Genomic DNA, 19,522 nt, shown 5'->3' on the forward strand with positions numbered 1-19,522 from the left:
ACACTAATGGCACAGTGCCTGCCCATAGAGAAAAGCTTAGTCGAGCAGATCCAGTTGCAAATGATCGGCCACCGCCTCTGCACTCAAGGTCTTGAGTTTCGGCACCCGCCCCAGACACGGCGCCGGAATTCGCTCGGCCAACGTCGCGAGGTTTTCCTCAAGCCGCGAAGTCTTCGGATCGATGATATTCGCCACCCATCCAGCCAATTGCAGGCCATCACGGGCAATCGCCTCCGCCGTCAGCAAGGCATGACTGATGCAACCCAGGCGCACACCCACCACCAGAATGACCGGCAGCTTCAGGGCAATCGCCAGATCCGACAGATTATCCTGATCGGCCAACGGCACCCGCCAGCCTCCCGCCCCTTCGATCAGAGTGAAATCGGCATTCATCGCCAGAATCTCGCGCATCGGCGCCAGCAGCGATTGCACGGTCAATGCCACACCCGCTTCACGCGCCGCCAGATGCGGAGCAATCGCCGGCTCGAACGCCACCGGATTGACCTGTTGATAAGTCAGCGGCAGCGAACATTCGGCCAACAGCGCCAATGCATCGGCATTGCGCAATCCCTTCGGCGTCACTTCGCACCCGGACGCCACCGGTTTGCCCGCCGCCGTACTTAGCCCTGCCGAACGAGCTGCATGCAGCAACCCTGCGGCAACGGTGGTCTTGCCGACGTCAGTGTCCGTTCCGGTGATGAAATAGGCTGCGCTCATACGGGTTTCTCCAACACGGCGTAGACCACCTGATAAGTCGCCGGCAACCCCGACGCCTGACGGAACTGCTCGTAAGCTTCGACCAACCCGAGAATCCGTGCCCGCCCGGTCAAACCGCCCGGCCGCCCCGGATTCAGATTGTGCGCGCCCAAGGCTTTCAACTCATGGGTGAGACTGCGCACATCCGGGTAATGCAACACATGAGGCTGATTCTCCAGGCTCAGCGTGCGCAAACCACTGGCCGCACACAAATGCTCATAGCGGGCGAACTCGCGGAAGCGATTGACATGCACCAGCCCGTCGACCTGCCGCCAGCTGTCGCGCAACTCAAACAGCGTCCCTACACAAAGACTAGCAAACGCGAAGATCCCACCCGGTTTCAACACGCGAAAGGCTTCGCTGAGCACTGCATCAAAGTCCGCGCACCACTGCACGGCGAGGCTGGAGAAGATCAGGTCGCAGGTCGAATCCTGCAACGGCAGACGCTCCGCGTCGCCGGCAATGAAATGCTCGGCACCGCCCAGTGGCCGCGCATGCTCAAGCATGCCTTCAGCGATATCCAGCGCCAGACCATGGCTTTCAACAAAACGCGAGGCCAGCGCCCGGGTGAAATAACCCGTGCCGCAGCCCAGATCCAGCCAGCGCGCCGGCACAAATTCCTGCGGCAAACGCTCAATCAACTGTGTACCGACATCACGTTGCAACTCGGCGACGCTATCGTAACTGGCCGCCGCGCGGGAGAAAGAGGCTGCGACCTGGCGTTTGTCAGGCAAGCCGCCAGGCAGCACAAGAGACAAATCAGTCATCACCGCACTCATGTAAAAAAGCCTGGATAGCACCCGCCAGTCCGTGGGGGTCTTCCAGAAGAAACGCATGACAGGCCTGTTCGATCAGACCTATTTCGATATCCGGCAACAGGGCGAACAACGCCCCCGCCGCTTCCGCCGGGACCAGAGCGTCCTGTCCGGCGAACAGATGAAATTGCGGACCGCGAAATGCTTGCAGTGCTTCGCGGGTGTCCAGTTGCGCGAGCAATTCCAGTCCCGCCATCAGCGCCGCCGGCGCGGTGTTCGGCGCGCCGCCCAACAGCAATCGCGAGAAGCCGCGCGGGTCTTGCGCGCCTTGAGCACAGAGCAGCGAGAAGCGTTTGAGAGTTGTGCGCGGATCGGCCTGGCAACCGGCAAGAAACGCGTCGAAAGTTTCGCCGGGCATCGCGTTCGGCCACTGCTCATGGGCAACGAAAGAAGGATTGCTCGCCAACGTCAGCAAACCGCAGCAACGCTCGCCACGCCGTGCCGCCAGCTCGGACGCGAGCATGCCGCCCAACGACCAGCCACCCAGCCAGACGTCCTGAGGAATGCTTTCATCAAGTTCGTCGAGCCAGTCCTGCAGGTCGCTGAAATCCAGTTCCGGCAACGGCTCGATGTCGACTTTCAGATGCTCATCAAGACCTTGCAATGCGGCGGCCAGCGGCTCCATCGGCGACACGCCGAGGCCCCAGCCGGGCAGCAGAATCAGGCGATCACGCATGGCTTGGCTCCGACGACAGTTGGGCAAAGCAATCGGCCAGTCCCTCTAACAATAGCTGCACCTGCGCCTCGCTGTGCGCGGCGGTCAGGGTTACGCGCAAGCGAGCGCTGCCGGCAGGCACGGTCGGCGGACGAATCGCGGTGACCATCAGTCCGCGCTCGCGCAACATCTGCGACAACCGCACCGCGCGCCCGGCATCGCCAATCATGATCGGCTGGATCGGCGTAAAGCTGTCCATCAGCTCCAGGCCGATCTGCTCGGCGCCCTGGCGGAACTGGCGAATCAACGTCTGCAGATGTTCACGACGCCAGTGTTCAGTGCGCAGCAGCTCCAGACTTTTCAGGGTCGCGCAGGCCAGCGCCGGTGGCTGGCTGGTGGTGTAGATGTACGGCCGGGCGAACTGGATCAGGCTTTCGATCAGCTCTTCGCTGCCAGCGACAAATGCCCCCGCCGTGCCGAACGCTTTGCCGAGGGTGCCGACCAGCACCGGCACATCCTCCTGAGTCAAACCGAAATGCTCGACGATGCCGCCGCCATTCGCACCGAGCGGCCCGAAACCGTGAGCGTCATCAACCATCAACCATGCACCTTTGGCCTTGGCTTCACGGGCCAGCGCCGGCAGATCCGCGAGGTCGCCGTCCATGCTGAACACACCGTCGGTGACCACCAACGTATTGCCGGTGGCTTTCTCCAGGCGTTTGGCCAGACTCACCGCGTCGTTGTGCAGATAGCGATTGAAACGCGCGCCGGACAACAGGCCCGCGTCCAATAACGAAGCGTGATTGAGGCGGTCTTCCAGCACCGTATCGCCCTGCCCCACCAGCGCAGTGACCGCGCCGAGATTGGCCATGTAACCGGTGGTGAACAGCAACGCACGCGGGCGACCGGTGAGGTCGGCCAATGCTTCTTCCAGTGCGTGATGCGGGCCGCTGTGGCCGATCACCAGATGCGATGCACCGCCACCGACGCCCCAGCGTTCAGCACCGGCGCGCCAGGCTTCGATGACCTGCGGATGATTGGCCAGACCGAGGTAATCGTTGTTGCAGAACGCGAGCAGCGGTTTGCCGTCGACCACCACTTCAGGCCCCTGCGGGGACTCGAGCAGCGGGCGCTGGCGATAGAGGTTTTCGGCACGACGGGCAGCAAGGCGTGCGGCGAGATCGAAAGACATGCAGGCCTCGACTTTCAAGTGACACAGATCCCATGTGGGAGCGAGCCTGCTCGCGATGGCGGTGTATCAGTCGACATCGTTGGTGAATGTCAGACCGCTTTCGCGAGCAGGCTCACTCCTACAAGGTTTTGCATTTCAAGTTGCGGTTAGACGGCGGCGTTATAGAACTGCTCGCTGCTCTTCTGCTCCACCAGCGCCTGTTCGATTGCGGCCTGGTGCACCTCATCGGAATGCTCTTCACGGGCTTCCGGCTGGATGCCCAGACGCGCAAACAGTTGCATGTCCTTGTCGGCCTGCGGGTTGGCGGTGGTCAGCAGTTTGTCGCCGTAGAAAATCGAGTTGGCACCGGCGAAGAATGCGAGGGCCTGCATCTGCTCGTTCATCGCTTCGCGGCCAGCGGACAGGCGCACGTGGGATTGCGGCATGAGAATGCGCGCCACGGCGAGCATGCGGATGAAGTCGAACGGGTCGACGTCTTCGGCGTTTTCCAAAGGCGTACCCGCGACCTTCACCAGCATGTTGATCGGCACCGATTCCGGATGCTCCGGCAGGTTGGCCAACTGGATCAGCAGATTGGCGCGATCATCCAGAGACTCGCCCATGCCGAGAATGCCGCCGGAGCAGATCTTCATCCCCGACTCACGCACGTAGGCCAGGGTTTGCAGGCGCTCGCTGTAAGTACGGGTGGTGATGATGCTGCCGTAGAACTCGGGCGAGGTGTCGAGGTTGTGGTTGTAGTAATCGAGGCCGGCCTTGGCCAGCGCTTCGGTCTGATCCTGGTCGAGACGCCCCAGGGTCATGCAGGTTTCCAGGCCCATGGCTTTCACGCCTTCAACCATCTTCAGCACGTACGGCATGTCTTTCGCCGACGGGTGCTTCCACGCCGCGCCCATGCAGAACCGTGTCGAGCCGATAGCCTTGGCGCGGGCAGCCTCTTCGAGGACTTTCTGCACTTCCATCAGCTTTTCTTTTTCAAGGCCGGTGTTGTAGTGACCGGACTGCGGGCAGTACTTGCAGTCTTCCGGGCAGGCGCCGGTCTTGATCGACAGCAGGGTCGAAACCTGCACGCGGTTGGCGTTGAAATGTGCGCGATGCACCGTTTGCGCCTGGAACAGCAAGTCGTTGAAAGGCTGTACGAAGAGTGCTCTGACTTCGGCCAGAGACCAGTCGTGACGCAGGGTGGCGGTGGTGCTCGCGCTCATGGGTAGTTCCTTGGTTATGCTTGGCTGGCGGCTGCGGGAACGGAATACCCACAGGCGCGACACGGATGTTCGGCATATTTAAGGAAGAGTCATGCGCTGTCAACCACGATACGAAGGACAGGTTTACATCTGTTTAAATAATGTACAAATCTGCTTGCTTTGCGATGAGCCGGCAGACGCAGAAATGCCAATCTGCGTGGCCTGCGAAACCGATCTGCCATGGCTCGGCGAGCAGTGCATCACCTGCGCTTTGCCGTTATCCACAGCGGGCCTGACCTGCGGTGACTGCCTGCTAGAGCCGCCGGCGTTCGAACAGGTGGTGGTGCCGTGGCTGTATGGCTTCCCGGTCGACAGTTTGATTACGCGCTTTAAACACAACGCGAAATGGCCGTTTGGCCACCTGCTCGCCGACGTTCTCGGGCAATACCTGCAACATCGCTTCGATGAGGGTTTGCCAAGGCCCGATGCGTTGTTGCCGGTACCGCTAGCGGGTAAACGTCTGCGCCAACGGGGATTCAATCAGGCTGCGATGTTGGCGCGCTGGTTGAGTCAGTCGCTGAATCTGCCGTGCGAAGAACAGGTTCTGCGGCGAGTCAAGGAGACCGACGCACAGCAGGATCTCGACGCCAAGGCGCGTAAACGCAATCTGCGTAATGCTTTCAACCTCATGCCGGATGCGCAGATAAAAGACCGAAATTTCGCGCTGGTTGACGACGTCTTGACCACTGGCGCTACTGCACAGGCTCTCGCCCGGTTGCTGATAAACGCTGGCGCCGCCCGGGTCGATGTCTATTGTCTGGCGCGCACGCCAAAACCCGGAAGCTGAAGCCAACACCCCCCCCCCTGTAGGAGTGAGCCTGCTCGCGATAGCGTCATCATTGCCAACATTTATGCTGACTGATCCACCGCAATCGCGAGCAGGCGAAGGCCTACAAGGGATCTCGGCTCGACTTGACTCTCGCGTCGCTAGCGGCCAACTTCCACGCCACCGCCACAAAAAAGCACCCCATCCATGTCCATGCCTTCCCTGTTGTCCCAGCACATCGTCCGCCGTCCGCAGCGCATCGCTTTGCTGCAACACATTGCCGAACAGGGCTCGATCACCCGCGCGGCGAAGAGCGCAGGCCTGAGCTACAAAGCGGCGTGGGACGCCATTGATGAGCTGAACAACCTCGCGCAAAAACCATTGGTCGAGCGCGCCGTCGGTGGCAAGGGCGGCGGCGGCGCGAAACTCTCCAGCGAAGGCGAGCGCGTTTTGCGCCTGTACCAAAAACTCCAGGCCTTGCAGGCGCAAGTGTTGGAAGCAGCAGAAGACGCCAGCGACCTGGACCTGCTCGGTCGCTTGATGCTCAGAACCAGTGCACGCAATCAGTTGCACGGCAAAGTCGTAGCGATCGAGGCGCAGGGGCGCAATGACCTGATCCGCCTCGAACTGGCCGAAGGGTTGTGCCTCGACGCCCAGATTACCCACGACAGCACCGTGCATCTGGAGCTGCAAGCCGGCACCGAAGTGGTCGCGTTGATCAAGGCCGGCTGGCTGGAATTGCTCGGCAGCGAGCAATCTGCAACGTCTGGTCACAATCTTCTCAAAGGCACCATCGAAGCGATTCTCGACGCCGAGGACGGCCCGAGTGAAGTGCGGATTACCCTGCCCAACGGCCATACCCTCTGCGCTCTGGCTGAGCCACTCGATTTGCGCACTCGCGGGCTGACGGTCGAACAACCGGTGCAGGTGCAGTTTTCGCCGTCCAATGTGCTGATCGGCACGCCGCTGTAATCCGGCGCTGCAACGAAAGCGTCATCGACGCTCATTAAGGTAGCTGCCAAAACCAAGCAGGGAGCCTGATGTGAGCCTATTAGAAGAAAACCAATCCACTGACCTGGAAAAAATGGTCGGCCTCAGCCGTCGTGGTTTCATCGGCGCCGGTGCGCTGTGCGGTGCAGCGATGTTCCTCGGCGGTAGTCTGTTGAGCCGCAGCGCACTGGCCACCGGTGTCAGCGCCGGCAATAGCCGCCTGCTCGGTTTCGAGAGCATTCCCGCTGCGACCACCGACGTCATCACGCTGCCAAAGGGCTACAAGTCTTCGGTGTTGATCAGTTGGGGCCAGCCATTGCAGAAAAACGGTCCGGCCTTCGACCCGAGCGGCAACGGCACCGCCGCCGCACAGGAAGTGCAATTCGGCGACAACAACGACGGCATGAGCCTGTTTGCCTTCCCCGACGACCGCAACCGCGCGTTGATGGCGATCAACAACGAATACACCAACTACCGCTACCTCTACCCGCACGGCGGCATGCCGCAATCGGCCGAAGACGTGCGCAAGGCACTGGCCTGCGAAGGCGTGTCGGTGATTGAAGTGCAGCGCAAAAACGGTCAGTGGCAGTTCGTTCAGGGCTCGCGCTACAACCGCCGTATTCACGGCAACTCGCCGCTGCGCATCAGCGGTCCAGCGGCCGGTCACGACTTGATGAAAACCGCCGCCGACAAACACGGCAAGAAAGTCCTCGGCACGTTCCAGAACTGCGCCAACGGTAAAACGCCGTGGGGTACCTATCTGACCTGTGAAGAAAACTTCACCGACTGCTTCGGCAGCAGCAATGCCCAGCAGCAGTTCGACCCGGCGCAAAAGCGCTACGGCGTCTCGGTCGCCAGCCGCGAAATCAACTGGCACCCGTACGACCCGCGCTTCGACATGGCCAAGAACCCCAACGAACTCAACCGTCACGGCTGGGTGGTCGAGATCGATCCGTTCGATCCGCAATCGACCCCGGTCAAACGCACCGCGCTGGGCCGCTTCAAGCATGAAAACGCCGCACTGGCCGAGACCGACGACGGTCGCGCCGTGGTGTACATGGGCGACGACGAGCGTGGCGAATTCATCTACAAATTCGTCAGCCGCGACCGCATCAACCACCGCAACGCCAAGGCCAACCGCGACATCCTCGACCACGGCACCTTGTACGTGGCCAAGTTCGATGCCGGCGACGGCAACCCCGATCACCCGAAAGGCCAAGGCCAGTGGATCGAGCTGACCCACGGCAAAAACGGCATCGACGCCAGCAGCGGTTTCGCCGATCAGGCCGAAGTGCTGATCCACGCACGCCTCGCCGCCAGTGTCGTCGGCGCGACGCGCATGGACCGCCCGGAATGGATCGTCGTCAGTCCGAAGGACGGCCAGGTCTATTGCACCCTGACCAACAATGCCAAGCGCGGCGAGGACGGCCAGCCGGTGGGCGGGCCGAACCCGCGCGAGAAAAACGTTTACGGGCAGATCCTGCGCTGGCGCACCGACCGCGACGATCACGCTTCGAAGACATTTGCCTGGGATCTGTTTGTGGTCGCCGGCAACCCGGGTGTGCATGCCGGGACACCGAAGGGTGGCTCGAAGAACATCACCCCGCAGAACATGTTCAACAGCCCCGATGGTTTGGGCTTCGACAAGGCTGGGCGTTTGTGGATTCTCACTGATGGTGACTCGAGCAATGCCGGGGATTTTGCCGGGATGGGCAATAACCAGATGCTCTGTGCAGATCCGAAGACCGGTGAGATTCGTCGGTTCATGGTCGGGCCGATTGGTTGTGAGGTCACGGGGATCAGCTTCTCGCCGGATCAGAAAACCCTGTTTGTCGGGATTCAGCATCCGGGCGAGAACGGCGGTTCGACCTTCCCTGAGCATTTGCCGAATGGCAAGCCGCGGTCGTCGGTGATGGCAATTACTCGGGAGGATGGCGGGGTCGTCGGCGCCTGATAAAGCGCTTTCGCGAGCAGGCTCGCTCCCACATTGGGAATGCGATCCCCTGTAGGAGTGAGCCTGCTCGCGATAGCGTCAGCACAGACACCAAACCCCTAAGGGTCTGCCATCTGCGCTACCATGCTGGGCCGGACGCGGCAGCCTGCTGCGCGCAGGAGTCAGCATGGCCCACCCGTTTGAAACCCTCACCCCCGACCTCGTCCTCGATGCCGTTGAAAGCATCGGCTTCCTGAGTGATGCGCGCATTCTGGCGCTCAACAGCTACGAAAACCGCGTCTATCAGGTCGGCATCGAAGACTCCGAACCGCTGATCGCCAAGTTCTATCGTCCACAACGCTGGACCAACGAAGCCATCCTCGAAGAACACAAGTTCACCTTCGAACTGGCCGACGTCGACATCCCGGTGGTGGCGCCGCTGATCCACAACGGCGAAACCCTGCACGAGCATGCCGGTTTCCGCTTCACGCTGTTCCCGCGTCGCGGCGGTCGGGCGCCGGAGCCGGGCAATCTCGATCAGCTGTATCGCCTCGGCCAGTTGCTCGGGCGGATTCACGCGGTCGGTGCGACCAAGCCGTTCGAACACCGTGAAGCCCTCGCCGTGCAGAACTTCGGCCACGCCTCGCTGAACACCTTGCTCGAAGGCAACTTCATTCCGAAAAGCCTGCTGCCGGCCTACGAGTCTGTCGCCCGCGACCTGCTCAAGCGCGTGGAAGATGCCTACGCCAACACGCCGCACCAGAACATCCGCATGCACGGCGATTGCCACCCCGGCAACATGATGTGCCGCGACGAAATGTTCCACATCGTCGACCTCGACGACTGCCGCATGGGCCCGGCGGTGCAGGACATCTGGATGATGCTCGCCGGCGACCGCCAGGAATGTCTCGGGCAGTTGTCGGAATTGATGGATGGCTACAACGAGTTCCACGATTTCGACCCGCGCGAACTGGCGCTGATCGAACCGCTGCGCGCCTTGCGCCTGATGCACTACAGCGCCTGGCTGGCGCGGCGTTGGGATGACCCGGCGTTCCCGCACAGCTTTCCGTGGTTCGGCACCGAACGTTATTGGGGCGATCAGGTGCTGGCGTTGCGTGAGCAACTGTCCGCGCTGAATGAAGAGCCACTGAAACTTTTCTGATCACCACCTCCCCCTTGTAGGAGTGAGCCTGCTCGCGATAGCGCTTTGTCAGTCGACGTAAATGTTAAATGTCAGACCGCGATCGCGAGCAGGCTCACTCCTACATTTGCTCGGTGTTCACAATTTCCCGACCATTGCGCTACGGCATTCGTAGACAAATCTCCTTACAATCCCTCCTTTGTTAGCTGCCTAAGCAAGGATTCTGCATGCAAGCCGCCAACCCGCGTCGCGGGTACATTCTGGGCCTGAGTGCCTACATCATCTGGGGCCTGTTCCCGATCTACTTCAAAGCCATCGCCGAAGTGCCGGCCGTCGAGATCATCATCCATCGGGTGCTGTGGTCGGCGCTGTTTGGCGCACTGTTGCTGATGGTGTGGAAACACCCGGGCTGGTGGCGCGAGTTGCTCGACAACCCCAAACGCCTGGCGATTCTGGCCCTGAGCGGCACACTGATCGCGGCCAACTGGCTGACCTACGTCTGGTCGGTGAACAACGGACGCATGCTGGAAGCGAGCCTCGGTTACTACATCAACCCGTTGGTCAACGTGCTGTTGGGCATGTTGATTCTCGGCGAACGCTTGCGGCGGATGCAGTGGATTGCGGTCGGTCTGGCGGCGGTCGGTGTCGCGCAACAGGTGTGGCAGGTCGGCAGTCTGCCGTGGGTGTCGCTGGTGCTGGCGCTGACGTTCGGCTTCTACGGTCTGATCCGCAAACAGGCGCCGGTCAAGGCGTTGCCGGGGCTGGTGGTGGAAACCTGGATGCTGGTGCCGATCGCGATTGCCTGGCTGCTTTTCAACCAGACCGCGACCAGTGCGCAACCTGAGTTCTGGACTACGTCCCAAGCCTGGTGGCTAGTAGCGGCCGGGCCGGTGACGTTGATCCCACTGGTGTGCTTCAACGCCGCCACGCGTCACTTGCCGTACACCACGATCGGCTTCCTGCAATACCTGGCGCCGACCCTGGTGCTGTTGCAAGCCGTACTGCTGTTCGGCGAGCACTTGTCGTCGAGCACGTTAGTCGCGTTTATCTTCATCTGGGCCGGTCTGGCCGTTTACAGCGTCGATGCGGTGATCAGTTTGCGTCGGCGCAGCTGATCAAAAAACGCACAAACCCTCGCAGGCCACGGTTCTCGTGGCCTGCATCGTTCCTTCCCAAGGTTATCCACAGCGTGATCCCCGCCGTTTGTGTGCAAGTCACTGAATGTTGGCGGTTTTTTGATCAGTTCCGCGCAAGCCCCGGCCGGCTTGACGCTGCGCCCGGTCTCTACAGGTTATCCACAGGCAGGTGCACGTTAAAACTGGATAACCCGATCAGCGCTTAAACGTCTGTGCGTAACACCAGTTCCACCATCAGATCATCCGCCAGGGTTTCCAGACGCGACTGCAAAACGTCGAGCGACAAGGTCAGCGGCACCGCCAGAATCGCCTCGGCGTGAAACAGCGGTTCACTGCTCATCGGTGCCGGGCGCACTTCGGTAACCAGCCGCTCAAGATTGACGCCCTGCTCGCTCAAAAGCCGTGTGATGTCGCGGACGATGCCGGGCCGATCATTGCCCACCAACTCCATGGAGATCGGCTTCCACGTGCAGGATTGCTCGATGCCACTCTCGGCAATCAATACGCGGATGCCATGCGTCGACAGTGCTTGTAAGGAATCGACTAATTCGTCGTAAGCCTCCGCCGGCACGCCCACCCGAAGAATCCCGGCGAATTGCCCGGCCATCCGCGACATGCGGCTTTCCAGCCAGTTACCGCCGTGCTCGGCGATGCATTGGGCGATGCGCTCGACCTGTCCGGGCTTGTCCGGGGCGAAAACAGTGAGTACGAGATGGTCCATGGCGCAGCCCTCTTGTCATGACTTTTGTTATAGAAGGGGAAGTATAGGCAAGAGTCGATTTTGCGTTGAGTCGACCGACGCTTTCGCGAGCAGGCTCGCTCCCACATAAACCGCTGCCATAGCAGCCAAATAGCATTTATGTGTACAACTTTTTATATTTAGCTGGAACAATCCAATGGTTTTTTGAGAACATCCCGTTCCGCGATGTGACCGCAATGCGACATGAGGTCGCAGAACGACGTAATTAGTCTGATTTTCACAAGCGCAACTCATCATGTAGTATGCCGCAGCGCGCACTACATAACGCCGGATCGATGTCTGCCCAAGGCCTGTTCGCAACCCTGAAAGCCCCGTCAGCAAGGCCCCAAGCCTTTGATTGGTCCCAGCCCAGCCGCCCGCAATGGCATGTACTGGTCGGCAGGTTTGTGGTTTAAATGGCCAGAGGCTTCATTGTCAAATTGAAGAGCTGAAAAGCGAAATAGCTGAGCAGAGTGAGGCAAGCAATGACTGAACACGTTCAAGTCGGTGGCCTGCAGGTCGCCAAAGTCCTGTTCGACTTCGTGAACAACGAAGCCATTCCCGGTACCGGCCTCACCGCCGAAAAATTCTGGGAAGGTGCCGACAAGGTCATTCATGACCTGGCGCCGAAGAACAAAGCCCTACTCGCCAAACGCGATGACTTTCAGGCTCGTATCGATGCCTGGCACCAGGAACGCAACGGTCAGGCGCACGACGCCGTGGCCTATAAAGCCTTCCTGCAAGAAATCGGTTATCTGCTGCCAGAAGCGGCTGATTTCCAGGCAACGACACAAAACGTCGATGATGAAATCGCCCGTACCGCCGGCCCGCAACTCGTTGTGCCGGTGATGAACGCCCGCTTCGCTCTCAATGCTTCGAACGCCCGCTGGGGTTCGCTGTACGACGCCCTCTACGGCACCGACGCGATCAGCGAAGACGGTGGCGCAGAAAAAGGCAAAGGCTACAACAAGGTGCGTGGCGACAAAGTCATCGCCTTCGCCCGTGCGTTCCTCGATGAAGCTGCGCCATTGGCGGCTGGCTCCCACGTCGATTCGACCGGCTACAAGATCGCTGACGGTAAATTGCTGGTCACCCTCAAGGGCGGCAGCAACACTGGCCTGCGCGATGACGCTCAGCTGATCGGTTTCCAGGGCGACGCCAACGCGCCAATCGCGATCCTGCTGAAACACAACGGTCTGCATTTCGAAATCCAGGTCGACGCCAGCACCCCGGTCGGCCAGACCGATGCTGCCGGCGTCAAAGACATCCTGATGGAAGCGGCACTGACCACCATCATGGACTGCGAAGACTCCGTGGCTGCCGTCGATGCCGACGACAAAGTGGTGATCTACCGCAACTGGCTCGGCCTGATGAAGGGCGACCTGACGGAATCCGTGTCCAAGGGCGGTCAGACCTTCACCCGCACCATGAACCCGGATCGCACCTACGCCGCGCCGAATGGCGGTGAAGTGACTTTGCACGGTCGTTCGCTGTTGTTCGTGCGTAACGTGGGTCACCTGATGACCATCGACGCGATCCTCGACAAAGACGGTAACGAAGTGCCGGAAGGCATTCTCGACGGTCTGGTCACTTGCCTCGCGGCGATGCACAACCTCAACGGCAACACCTCGCGCCGCAACACCCGCACCGGTTCGGTCTACATCGTTAAGCCGAAGATGCACGGTCCGGAAGAAGCAGCGTTCACCAACGAGCTGTTCGGCCGCATCGAAGACGTGCTGGGCCTTACGCGCAACACTCTGAAAGTCGGGATCATGGACGAGGAGCGCCGTACCACGGTCAACCTCAAGGCCTGCATCAAGGCAGCCAGCGAGCGCGTGGTGTTCATCAATACCGGTTTCCTCGACCGCACCGGCGACGAAATCCACACCTCCATGGAAGCCGGACCGGTTGTGCGCAAGGCTGACATGAAGGCTGAGAAGTGGATCGGCGCCTACGAGAACTGGAACGTCGATATCGGTCTGAGCACCGGCCTGCAGGGTCGTGCGCAAATCGGTAAAGGTATGTGGGCAATGCCGGATCTGATGGCGGCGATGCTTGAGCAGAAAATCGCTCACCCATTGGCCGGCGCCAACACCGCTTGGGTTCCATCGCCGACCGCCGCTGCGCTGCACGCGCTGCATTATCACAAGGTCGATGTGTTCGCCCGTCAGGCCGAACTGGCCAAACGCGCTCGCGCTTCGGTGGACGATATTCTGACCATCCCGTTGGCGGTCAACCCGAACTGGACGCCAGAGCAGATCAAGAACGAACTGGACAACAATGCCCAGGGCATTCTCGGTTACGTAGTGCGCTGGATCGACCAGGGTGTCGGCTGCTCGAAAGTGCCGGACATCAACGACGTCGGCCTGATGGAAGACCGTGCCACGCTGCGTATCTCCAGCCAGCACATCGCCAATTGGCTGCGCCACGGCGTGGTCACCGAAGCGCAAGTGATGGAAAGCCTCAAGCGCATGGCACCGGTGGTGGATCGTCAGAACGCCAACGACCCGCTGTACCGTCCGCTGGCCCCGAACTTCGACAGCAACATCGCCTTCCAGGCGGCGGTCGAACTGGTGATCGAAGGCACCAAACAGCCGAACGGTTACACCGAGCCGGTATTGCACCGTCGTCGTCGCGAGTTCAAAAAGGCCAACGGCCTGTAACTTGCGCTGAATGCCGGACATGAAAAAGCCCTGATCGAGAGATCAGGGCTTTTTTGTTTGTGTCGTGGATTGGATTTTTGTGGTGGGCTTGAGATCCATCCCCCTCACCCCAGCCCTCTCCCCCAAGGGGTAGAGGGGGAAAGGGAGCAGATCTGTATGCTTTTCAGAATCTGAGCTCGGCTCAGGAATTGCCAAGGGTAGAGGGGAAAGGGAGCCGATCTTTGTGTTTTTCAAAACCGGAGTTCGACTGAGGAATTTCAGGTCGGTGTACCTCGAATATTCACCGCGGTCAGTCCCCTCTCCCTCTGGGCGGTCCGACGTTTCGGGAGGGCTAGGGTGAGGGGCTTCTAAGGCTCAATCCCCAATTCATGCTTCACCAACGCCAACAACTTGCCCGTATCAATCGGCTTGAGCAAAAAATCCACCACGCTCAAATGCATCGCCGCAATCGCATCCTTCACATCGGCATCGCCCGAGACAATGATGATCGGCATCGCCGCCCGCACCGATTCGCGCACCTGGCGAATCAACTCAAGACCACCGACATGGCCCATGCGCAGATCGGTAATGACCAGACCGATCGAAGGTTTTTCTTCAAGCATCTTCAGCGCCGTTTCACCACTGGCAGCAGTCATGCAACGAATACCGTCCAACGCGAGAATCTCCGACAACAGCTCCCGGGCGTCCTTGTCGTCATCAACGATCAATACACGCTGAGGTGGAAGATCAGGTTCGAGCATGACTGCACTGAGCGCTTCTCGCTCGGCATCGCTCAAAATATCGTGGTCGGACATGGCGTTCTCTAAGTATTCAAAACAGTCCCTTGGCAAGTGGTCAGACATCGCTGGGCAGAGCTTCAATGTGCACTTCGTCGGATTTTTTTCCAAGGGGGTAGAACGAGGAATTTCCGACTGTTTGCGTAGGGCATCTCCGAAACCGCGCCAATGGTGGCAAAACCTAGACTTACGTCCAATGGGCACCCCGCCCGCAGGGGTCGACCATGGCCGCAACGATCCGACAACAACAATTCGAAAAAGACTGCGGTAATGGTTATGAGTAAAGCGGACGCCTTCACCCAGGCAGGGAAAACCGCGGTATTGCAGAACATTCAGGGCACCCTGCAATTCCTCCAGCGCTTCCCGCCCTTCAATCAGATGGAACACGCCCACCTGGCTTATCTGGTGGAGCAATGTCAGCTGCGTTTCTACGGCCAGGGCGAGAGCATCATCAAACCCGCCGACGGCCCGGTCGAACATTTCTATATCGTCAAACAAGGTCGGGTGGTCGGCGAACGTCAGCACATCACCAAACCCGGCACCGAGACCACGTTTGAAATCACCACCGGCGAATGTTTTCCGCTGGCCGCATTGCTCGGCGAACGCGCGACGCGCACCGAGCACCTGGCCGGCGAAGACACCTTCTGCCTGCAACTGAACAAACTGGCGTTCATCAAACTGTTCGCCCTCTCCAGCACCTTCCGCGACTTCGCCTTGCGCGGGGTCAGCAGCCTGCTCGATCAGGTCAACCAGCAAGTGCAGCAGAAAGCCGTGGAAACCCTCGGCACGCAGTACTCGCTGAACACCCGACTGGGCGAACTGGCGATGCGGCACCCGGTGACGTGCAGCCCGGACACGCCATTGCGTGAAGCGGTGAAGCTGATGCACGAGCAGCAGGTCGGCAGCATCGTCGCCGTGGATGAGCACAAGGCGCCGCTGGGGATTTTCACCCTGCGCGATTTGCGCCATGTCGTGGCCGAAGGCATCGGCGATTTCAGTGAGGCCATCGAGCGCCACATGACGCCTTCGCCCTTTTATCTGTCGCCGGATCACAGTGCGTTCGATGCAGCGATTGCCATGACTGAACGGCACATCGCGCATGTCTGCCTGGTCAAGGATCAGCGCCTGTGCGGCGTGGTTTCCGAGCGCGATCTGTTTTCCCTGCAACGGGTCGACCTGGTGCATCTGGCGCGGACGATTCGCAGCGCCCAGCGCGTCGAACAACTGGTGAGCCTGCGTGGCGAGATCGGCCAACTGGTCGAACGCATGCTCGCTCACGGCGCGTCCTCGACGCAGATCACCCACATCATCACCTTGCTCAACGACCACACCGTGTGCCGGGTGATCGAATTGACCCTCGCCGAAAAGGGCGACCCCGGCGTGCCGTTCAGCTGGCTGTGTTTCGGCAGCGAAGGCCGCCGCGAGCAGACGCTGCACACCGATCAGGACAACGGCATTTTGTTCGATGCGAGAGACGCAGCACATGCGGCGGAAATTCGCGGAAAGCTGCTGCCGATCGCCCAGCAGATCAACCAGAGTCTGGCGCTGTGCGGTTTCACTCTGTGCAAGGGCAACGTCATGGCCGGCAACCCCGAGCTGTGTTTGTCGCGAGCGGAATGGGCACGGCGCTTTGCGGCTTTTATTCGTGAGGCGACGCCGGAGAATCTGTTGGGTTCGAGTATCTACTTTGATCTGCGCGTGGTCTGGGGTGATGAACAAGGCTGTGAACAACTGCGCCAAGGCATTCTCGATCAGGTTGGCGACAACCGTTTGTTCCAGCGCATGATGGCCGAGAACGCCCTGCGCAACCGTCCACCGGTGGGGCGTTTCCGCGAGTTTGTGCTGGCGCGCAAGAACGGCGAGAAAGCCACGCTGGATCTCAAGGTGCAGGGGCTGACGCCGTTCGTGGATGGCGCGCGATTGCTCGCGCTGGCCAACGGCATCGACGCCAACAACACCCTTGATCGCTTCCGGCAGCTGGTCGAGAAAGAAGTCATCGAGCGGCTGGATGGCGCGGCGTATGAAGAGGCCTATCACTTCATTCAGCAGACGCGCATGCAACAGCATCAACTGCAGACGCGGGAGAACCTGCCCTATTCCAACCGCGTCGACCCGGACAGCCTCAATCACCTCGACCGGCGCATCCTGCGTGAATCCCTGCGCCAGGCCCAGCGCCTGCAAAGCAGCCTGACCTTGCGGTATCAGCTATGAGCCTGTTCTCGTGGCTGCGCCCGGCGAGTGCGGTGGTGCCGGTGGATTTTCAGCAGCGCCTGGCGCAGTTGCCGACGATTACCGAACTGCGCGAATGCACGTTGCGCGAACAACGTTGGGTGGTGCTGGATCTGGAAACCACCGGGCTGAATCTGAGCAAAGACCGTGTGCTGTCGATTGGCGCGGTGGTGATCGAGGACGGCGCGATCGACTTCAGCCAGCAGTTCGAACGCACGCTGCAATGTCGCGAATTGAAGCTCAGCCCCAGCGTGTTGATTCACGGATTGGGGCCGAATGCGATTGCCGCCGGCAGTGAGCCGGCCGAGGCGCTGCTGGAGTTATTGGAGTTTATCGGTGAAAGCCCGGTATTGGCGTTTCATGCGCCGTTCGATCAGCACATGCTCGGTCGCGCGTTGAAGGAACATTTGGGGCACAAGTTGCAGCAGGTGTTTCTCGATGTCGCCGACATTGCACCGCTGGTGTGTCCGCAGGCGCAGATTCGTGAGGCCGGGCTGGATGAGTGGATAGACTGGTTCAAGCTGGAAGTGTTCGAGCGACATAACGCGAGTGCCGATGCGCTGGCGACGGCGGAGTTGGCGTTGATTCTGTTCAGCCGGGCGCGGGGGCAGCAGATTCATAGTCCGTTGAATTTGCAGCAGCGATTGAGTCAGTGGAAGCGGCGGCAGCAGGCGCCTTCGTTCTAAATCAAAAGCCCCTCACCCCAGCCCTCTCCCAGAGGGAGAGGGAGCCGACCGAAGTGTCTGACGCTTTATATCGACCTGAAAGATCGAGTCGATTATGGATTCACTAAAGATCGCTCAGGTCGGTGTACCTCAAGAATATCCCCCGATCGGTCCCCTCTCCCTCTGGGAGAGGGCTAGGGTGAGGGTCTGCCTTTAACCGCCCACCTGACCAGTGGCCAATTGCTAACCATTCCCACCTCTGCCACAATCGCGAACAATTCGCGTTAGTTAACATTTCCCAATCGGTGATGTCCGGTGTCGTCAGTCCCAAGCCCTAACAGTGAGCTCGTCGGTGCGATGTATCGCGACCATCGTGGTTGGCTGCTGGCATGGCTGCGACGCAATGTGACGTGTCCACAACGCGCCGAGGACCTGAGCCAGGACACCTTCGTCCGTCTCCTCGGTCGCGAAACCCTGCTGACACCGCGCGAGCCGCGGGCCTTTCTGGTGGCGATCGCCAAAGGACTGCTGTTTGACTACTTCCGTCGCGCGGCGCTGGAACAGGCCTACCTCACCGAACTGATGCTGATCCCCGAAGGCGAGCAACCGTCGGTGGAAGAACAGCAAATGATCCTCGAAGACCTTAAAGCCATCGACCGCTTGCTCGGCAAACTGTCGACCAAGGCCCGTGCCGCTTTCCTTTATAACCGCCTCGATGGTCTCAGCCATGCCGAGATCGCCGGGAAGCTCGGCGTCTCGGTGCCGCGCGTTCGGCAATATCTGGCGCAAGGCATTCGGCAGTGCTACATCGCCCTGTACGGGGAACCGACATGAGTCCGGCCAGTTCCAGACCGGTGCCGGCGCATGTGCTGGACGCGGCGATTGCCTGGCAACTGACCCTCGACTCGAGTAGTCCGCTGGAGCGAGAAGAGTTCGCCAAATGGCACGCGGCCCATGAAGAACACGCCCGCGCGTGGCGGCAACTGGGCATGCTCGATCAGCGTTTCAGTGTGGCTAAAGGCCCGGCACGCAGTGCCTTGCTACAGTCGCGCGAAGGCATTCGCCGGCGCGTGCGCAAGCTTGGCAGTGGACTGGCCAGCGTTGTGGTGCTTGTTGGTCTGGGGCTGTTCGCCAGCGAACGGTTCATGCCGCTGGATTACTGGCTCGCCGATCAACGCACTGCTACGGGCGAACAGCGCACCGTGCGCCTGGCGGACGGCACTGTGCTGAATCTCAATACCCACAGTGCGGTGGATGTGCGGTTCGATGAGAAGCGCCGACTGATCGTATTGCAGGAAGGCGAAATTCTCGTCGAGACCGGTCATGGCGATGCACGGCCCTTTATCGTCGAAACCCGCGAAGGCAGCATGCGTGCCCTGGGTACGCGGTTTCTGGTCAAGCGTGAAGACGAAGGCACGCGTCTGAGCGTATTGCAGTCGGCGGTGGCGGCGCACCCGCAATCCAATCCTGAAGAACACATTCTCCATGAAGGCCAGCAAGTGCTGCTGCGCAGTGACGGGTTAGGCTCGATTGTCGCGCTCACCCCCGGTGCCGACGCATGGACGCGCGGCATGTTGGTGGTGGATAACGCGCGACTCGGCGATCTGGTGCATGAGCTCGGGCGTTATCGTCGCGGGCATCTGGGCGTGGCGCCGGACGTGGCGGATTTACGGATTACCGGCAGCTTCCCGCTGCATGACACCGATAAAGCCTTGAGCGCATTGCTGCCGACTTTGCCGGTGCAGATCGAGCGGCATACGCCGTATTGGGTCACAGTCGCGAAGGCTGATATCAAGCCTGAGTAGTGGGCTGGTAGAACCATCGC

17 protein-coding genes are annotated in these 19,522 nt (G+C 60.3%); 10 read left to right on the top strand and 7 right to left on the bottom strand.

Going from position 1 to position 19,522, the window contains the following annotated elements; translation table 11 throughout:
* Positions 1-36 precede the first annotated feature (36 nt).
* The 5 genes from bioD to bioB form a co-directional block, all read right to left on the bottom strand.
* Positions 37-717, bottom strand: a complete 681-nt coding sequence (bioD, locus tag AC5SEM_RS23335; RefSeq protein ID WP_368967739.1) for a dethiobiotin synthase — start codon at positions 715-717, stop codon at positions 37-39.
* Positions 714-1,523 carry a malonyl-ACP O-methyltransferase BioC gene (gene bioC / locus AC5SEM_RS23340; RefSeq protein WP_495471368.1) on the bottom strand — a complete coding sequence of 270 codons (810 nt, stop codon included), beginning with the start codon at positions 1,521-1,523 and terminating at the stop codon, positions 714-716. The genes bioD and bioC overlap by 4 nt, the downstream gene beginning before the upstream one ends.
* Entirely contained in the window at positions 1,516-2,247 is a 732-nt protein-coding gene (locus AC5SEM_RS23345) for an alpha/beta fold hydrolase (protein ID WP_495471369.1), read from the bottom strand. Before AC5SEM_RS23345 ends, bioC begins: the two co-directional genes overlap by 8 nt.
* On the bottom strand, positions 2,240-3,418 hold the full coding sequence (bioF, locus tag AC5SEM_RS23350) for an 8-amino-7-oxononanoate synthase (RefSeq protein WP_212620904.1): 1,179 nt from the start codon (positions 3,416-3,418) through the stop codon (positions 2,240-2,242). The genes AC5SEM_RS23345 and bioF overlap by 8 nt, the downstream gene beginning before the upstream one ends.
* 146 nt (positions 3,419-3,564) lie before the next feature.
* Positions 3,565-4,620 (bottom strand): biotin synthase BioB, encoded by a 1,056-nt coding sequence (gene bioB, locus AC5SEM_RS23355; RefSeq protein WP_038363255.1) that lies wholly within the window; start codon positions 4,618-4,620, stop codon positions 3,565-3,567.
* Between the two features lie 91 nt (positions 4,621-4,711).
* On the opposite strand from bioB, the gene AC5SEM_RS23360 reads away from it, so the two are divergent.
* The 5 genes from AC5SEM_RS23360 (at position 4,712) to rarD (ending at position 10,604) form a co-directional block, all read left to right on the top strand.
* Positions 4,712-5,446 (top strand): ComFC family protein, encoded by a 735-nt coding sequence (locus tag AC5SEM_RS23360; RefSeq protein ID WP_495471370.1) that lies wholly within the window; start codon positions 4,712-4,714, stop codon positions 5,444-5,446.
* Between the two features lie 186 nt (positions 5,447-5,632).
* Complete coding sequence (locus AC5SEM_RS23365) at positions 5,633-6,397, top strand: TOBE domain-containing protein (protein WP_077574798.1); 765 nt, start codon at positions 5,633-5,635, stop codon at positions 6,395-6,397.
* A 70-nt stretch (positions 6,398-6,467) separates the two neighbouring features.
* Entirely contained in the window at positions 6,468-8,369 is a 1,902-nt protein-coding gene (locus tag AC5SEM_RS23370; RefSeq protein ID WP_454563648.1) for a PhoX family protein, read from the top strand.
* Between the two features lie 166 nt (positions 8,370-8,535).
* Entirely contained in the window at positions 8,536-9,510 is a 975-nt protein-coding gene (locus AC5SEM_RS23375; protein WP_007910023.1) for a serine/threonine protein kinase, read from the top strand.
* 206 nt (positions 9,511-9,716) lie between these two features.
* Positions 9,717-10,604, top strand: coding sequence for an EamA family transporter RarD (gene rarD, locus AC5SEM_RS23380; protein WP_495471371.1), 888 nt, complete (start codon positions 9,717-9,719; stop codon positions 10,602-10,604).
* A gap of 223 nt (positions 10,605-10,827) precedes the next feature.
* On the opposite strand, the gene AC5SEM_RS23385 is transcribed toward rarD, so the two are convergent.
* Positions 10,828-11,346 carry a glycine cleavage system transcriptional repressor gene (locus AC5SEM_RS23385; protein WP_116028337.1) on the bottom strand — a complete coding sequence of 173 codons (519 nt, stop codon included), beginning with the start codon at positions 11,344-11,346 and terminating at the stop codon, positions 10,828-10,830.
* A 503-nt stretch (positions 11,347-11,849) separates the two neighbouring features.
* On the opposite strand from AC5SEM_RS23385, the gene AC5SEM_RS23390 reads away from it, so the two are divergent.
* Positions 11,850-14,027: a malate synthase G gene (locus AC5SEM_RS23390; RefSeq protein ID WP_495471372.1), complete on the top strand. Its 2,178-nt coding sequence runs from the start codon at positions 11,850-11,852 to the stop codon at positions 14,025-14,027.
* Between the two features lie 347 nt (positions 14,028-14,374).
* Here the strand turns inward: AC5SEM_RS23390 and AC5SEM_RS23395 are convergent, their stop codons facing one another.
* A complete protein-coding gene (locus tag AC5SEM_RS23395) occupies positions 14,375-14,821 on the bottom strand; it encodes a response regulator (RefSeq protein WP_077574803.1) in 447 nt (148 codons plus the stop codon).
* Positions 14,822-15,079: 258 nt separating this feature from the next.
* Here AC5SEM_RS23395 and AC5SEM_RS23400 point away from each other — a divergent pair, with 258 nt between their 5' ends.
* The 4 genes from AC5SEM_RS23400 to AC5SEM_RS23415 all read left to right on the top strand — a co-directional run bounded on the left by AC5SEM_RS23400 (position 15,080) and on the right by AC5SEM_RS23415 (position 19,502).
* Positions 15,080-17,014 carry a putative nucleotidyltransferase substrate binding domain-containing protein gene (locus AC5SEM_RS23400; RefSeq protein ID WP_495471373.1) on the top strand — a complete coding sequence of 645 codons (1,935 nt, stop codon included), beginning with the start codon at positions 15,080-15,082 and terminating at the stop codon, positions 17,012-17,014.
* Positions 17,011-17,718 carry a 3'-5' exonuclease gene (locus tag AC5SEM_RS23405; RefSeq protein ID WP_077574805.1) on the top strand — a complete coding sequence of 236 codons (708 nt, stop codon included), beginning with the start codon at positions 17,011-17,013 and terminating at the stop codon, positions 17,716-17,718. The genes AC5SEM_RS23400 and AC5SEM_RS23405 overlap by 4 nt, the downstream gene beginning before the upstream one ends.
* Positions 17,719-18,054: 336 nt before the next feature.
* On the top strand, positions 18,055-18,531 hold the full coding sequence (locus AC5SEM_RS23410) for an RNA polymerase sigma factor (RefSeq protein WP_495471374.1): 477 nt from the start codon (positions 18,055-18,057) through the stop codon (positions 18,529-18,531).
* The gene (locus AC5SEM_RS23415; protein WP_495471375.1) at positions 18,528-19,502 is read left to right on the top strand and encodes a FecR domain-containing protein; all 975 of its coding nucleotides are present in this window, start codon (positions 18,528-18,530) and stop codon (positions 19,500-19,502) included. Before AC5SEM_RS23410 ends, AC5SEM_RS23415 begins: the two co-directional genes overlap by 4 nt.
* The last annotated feature ends 20 nt before the right edge of the window (positions 19,503-19,522 follow it).

This window comes from Pseudomonas sp. CH61, from assembly GCF_059429415.1.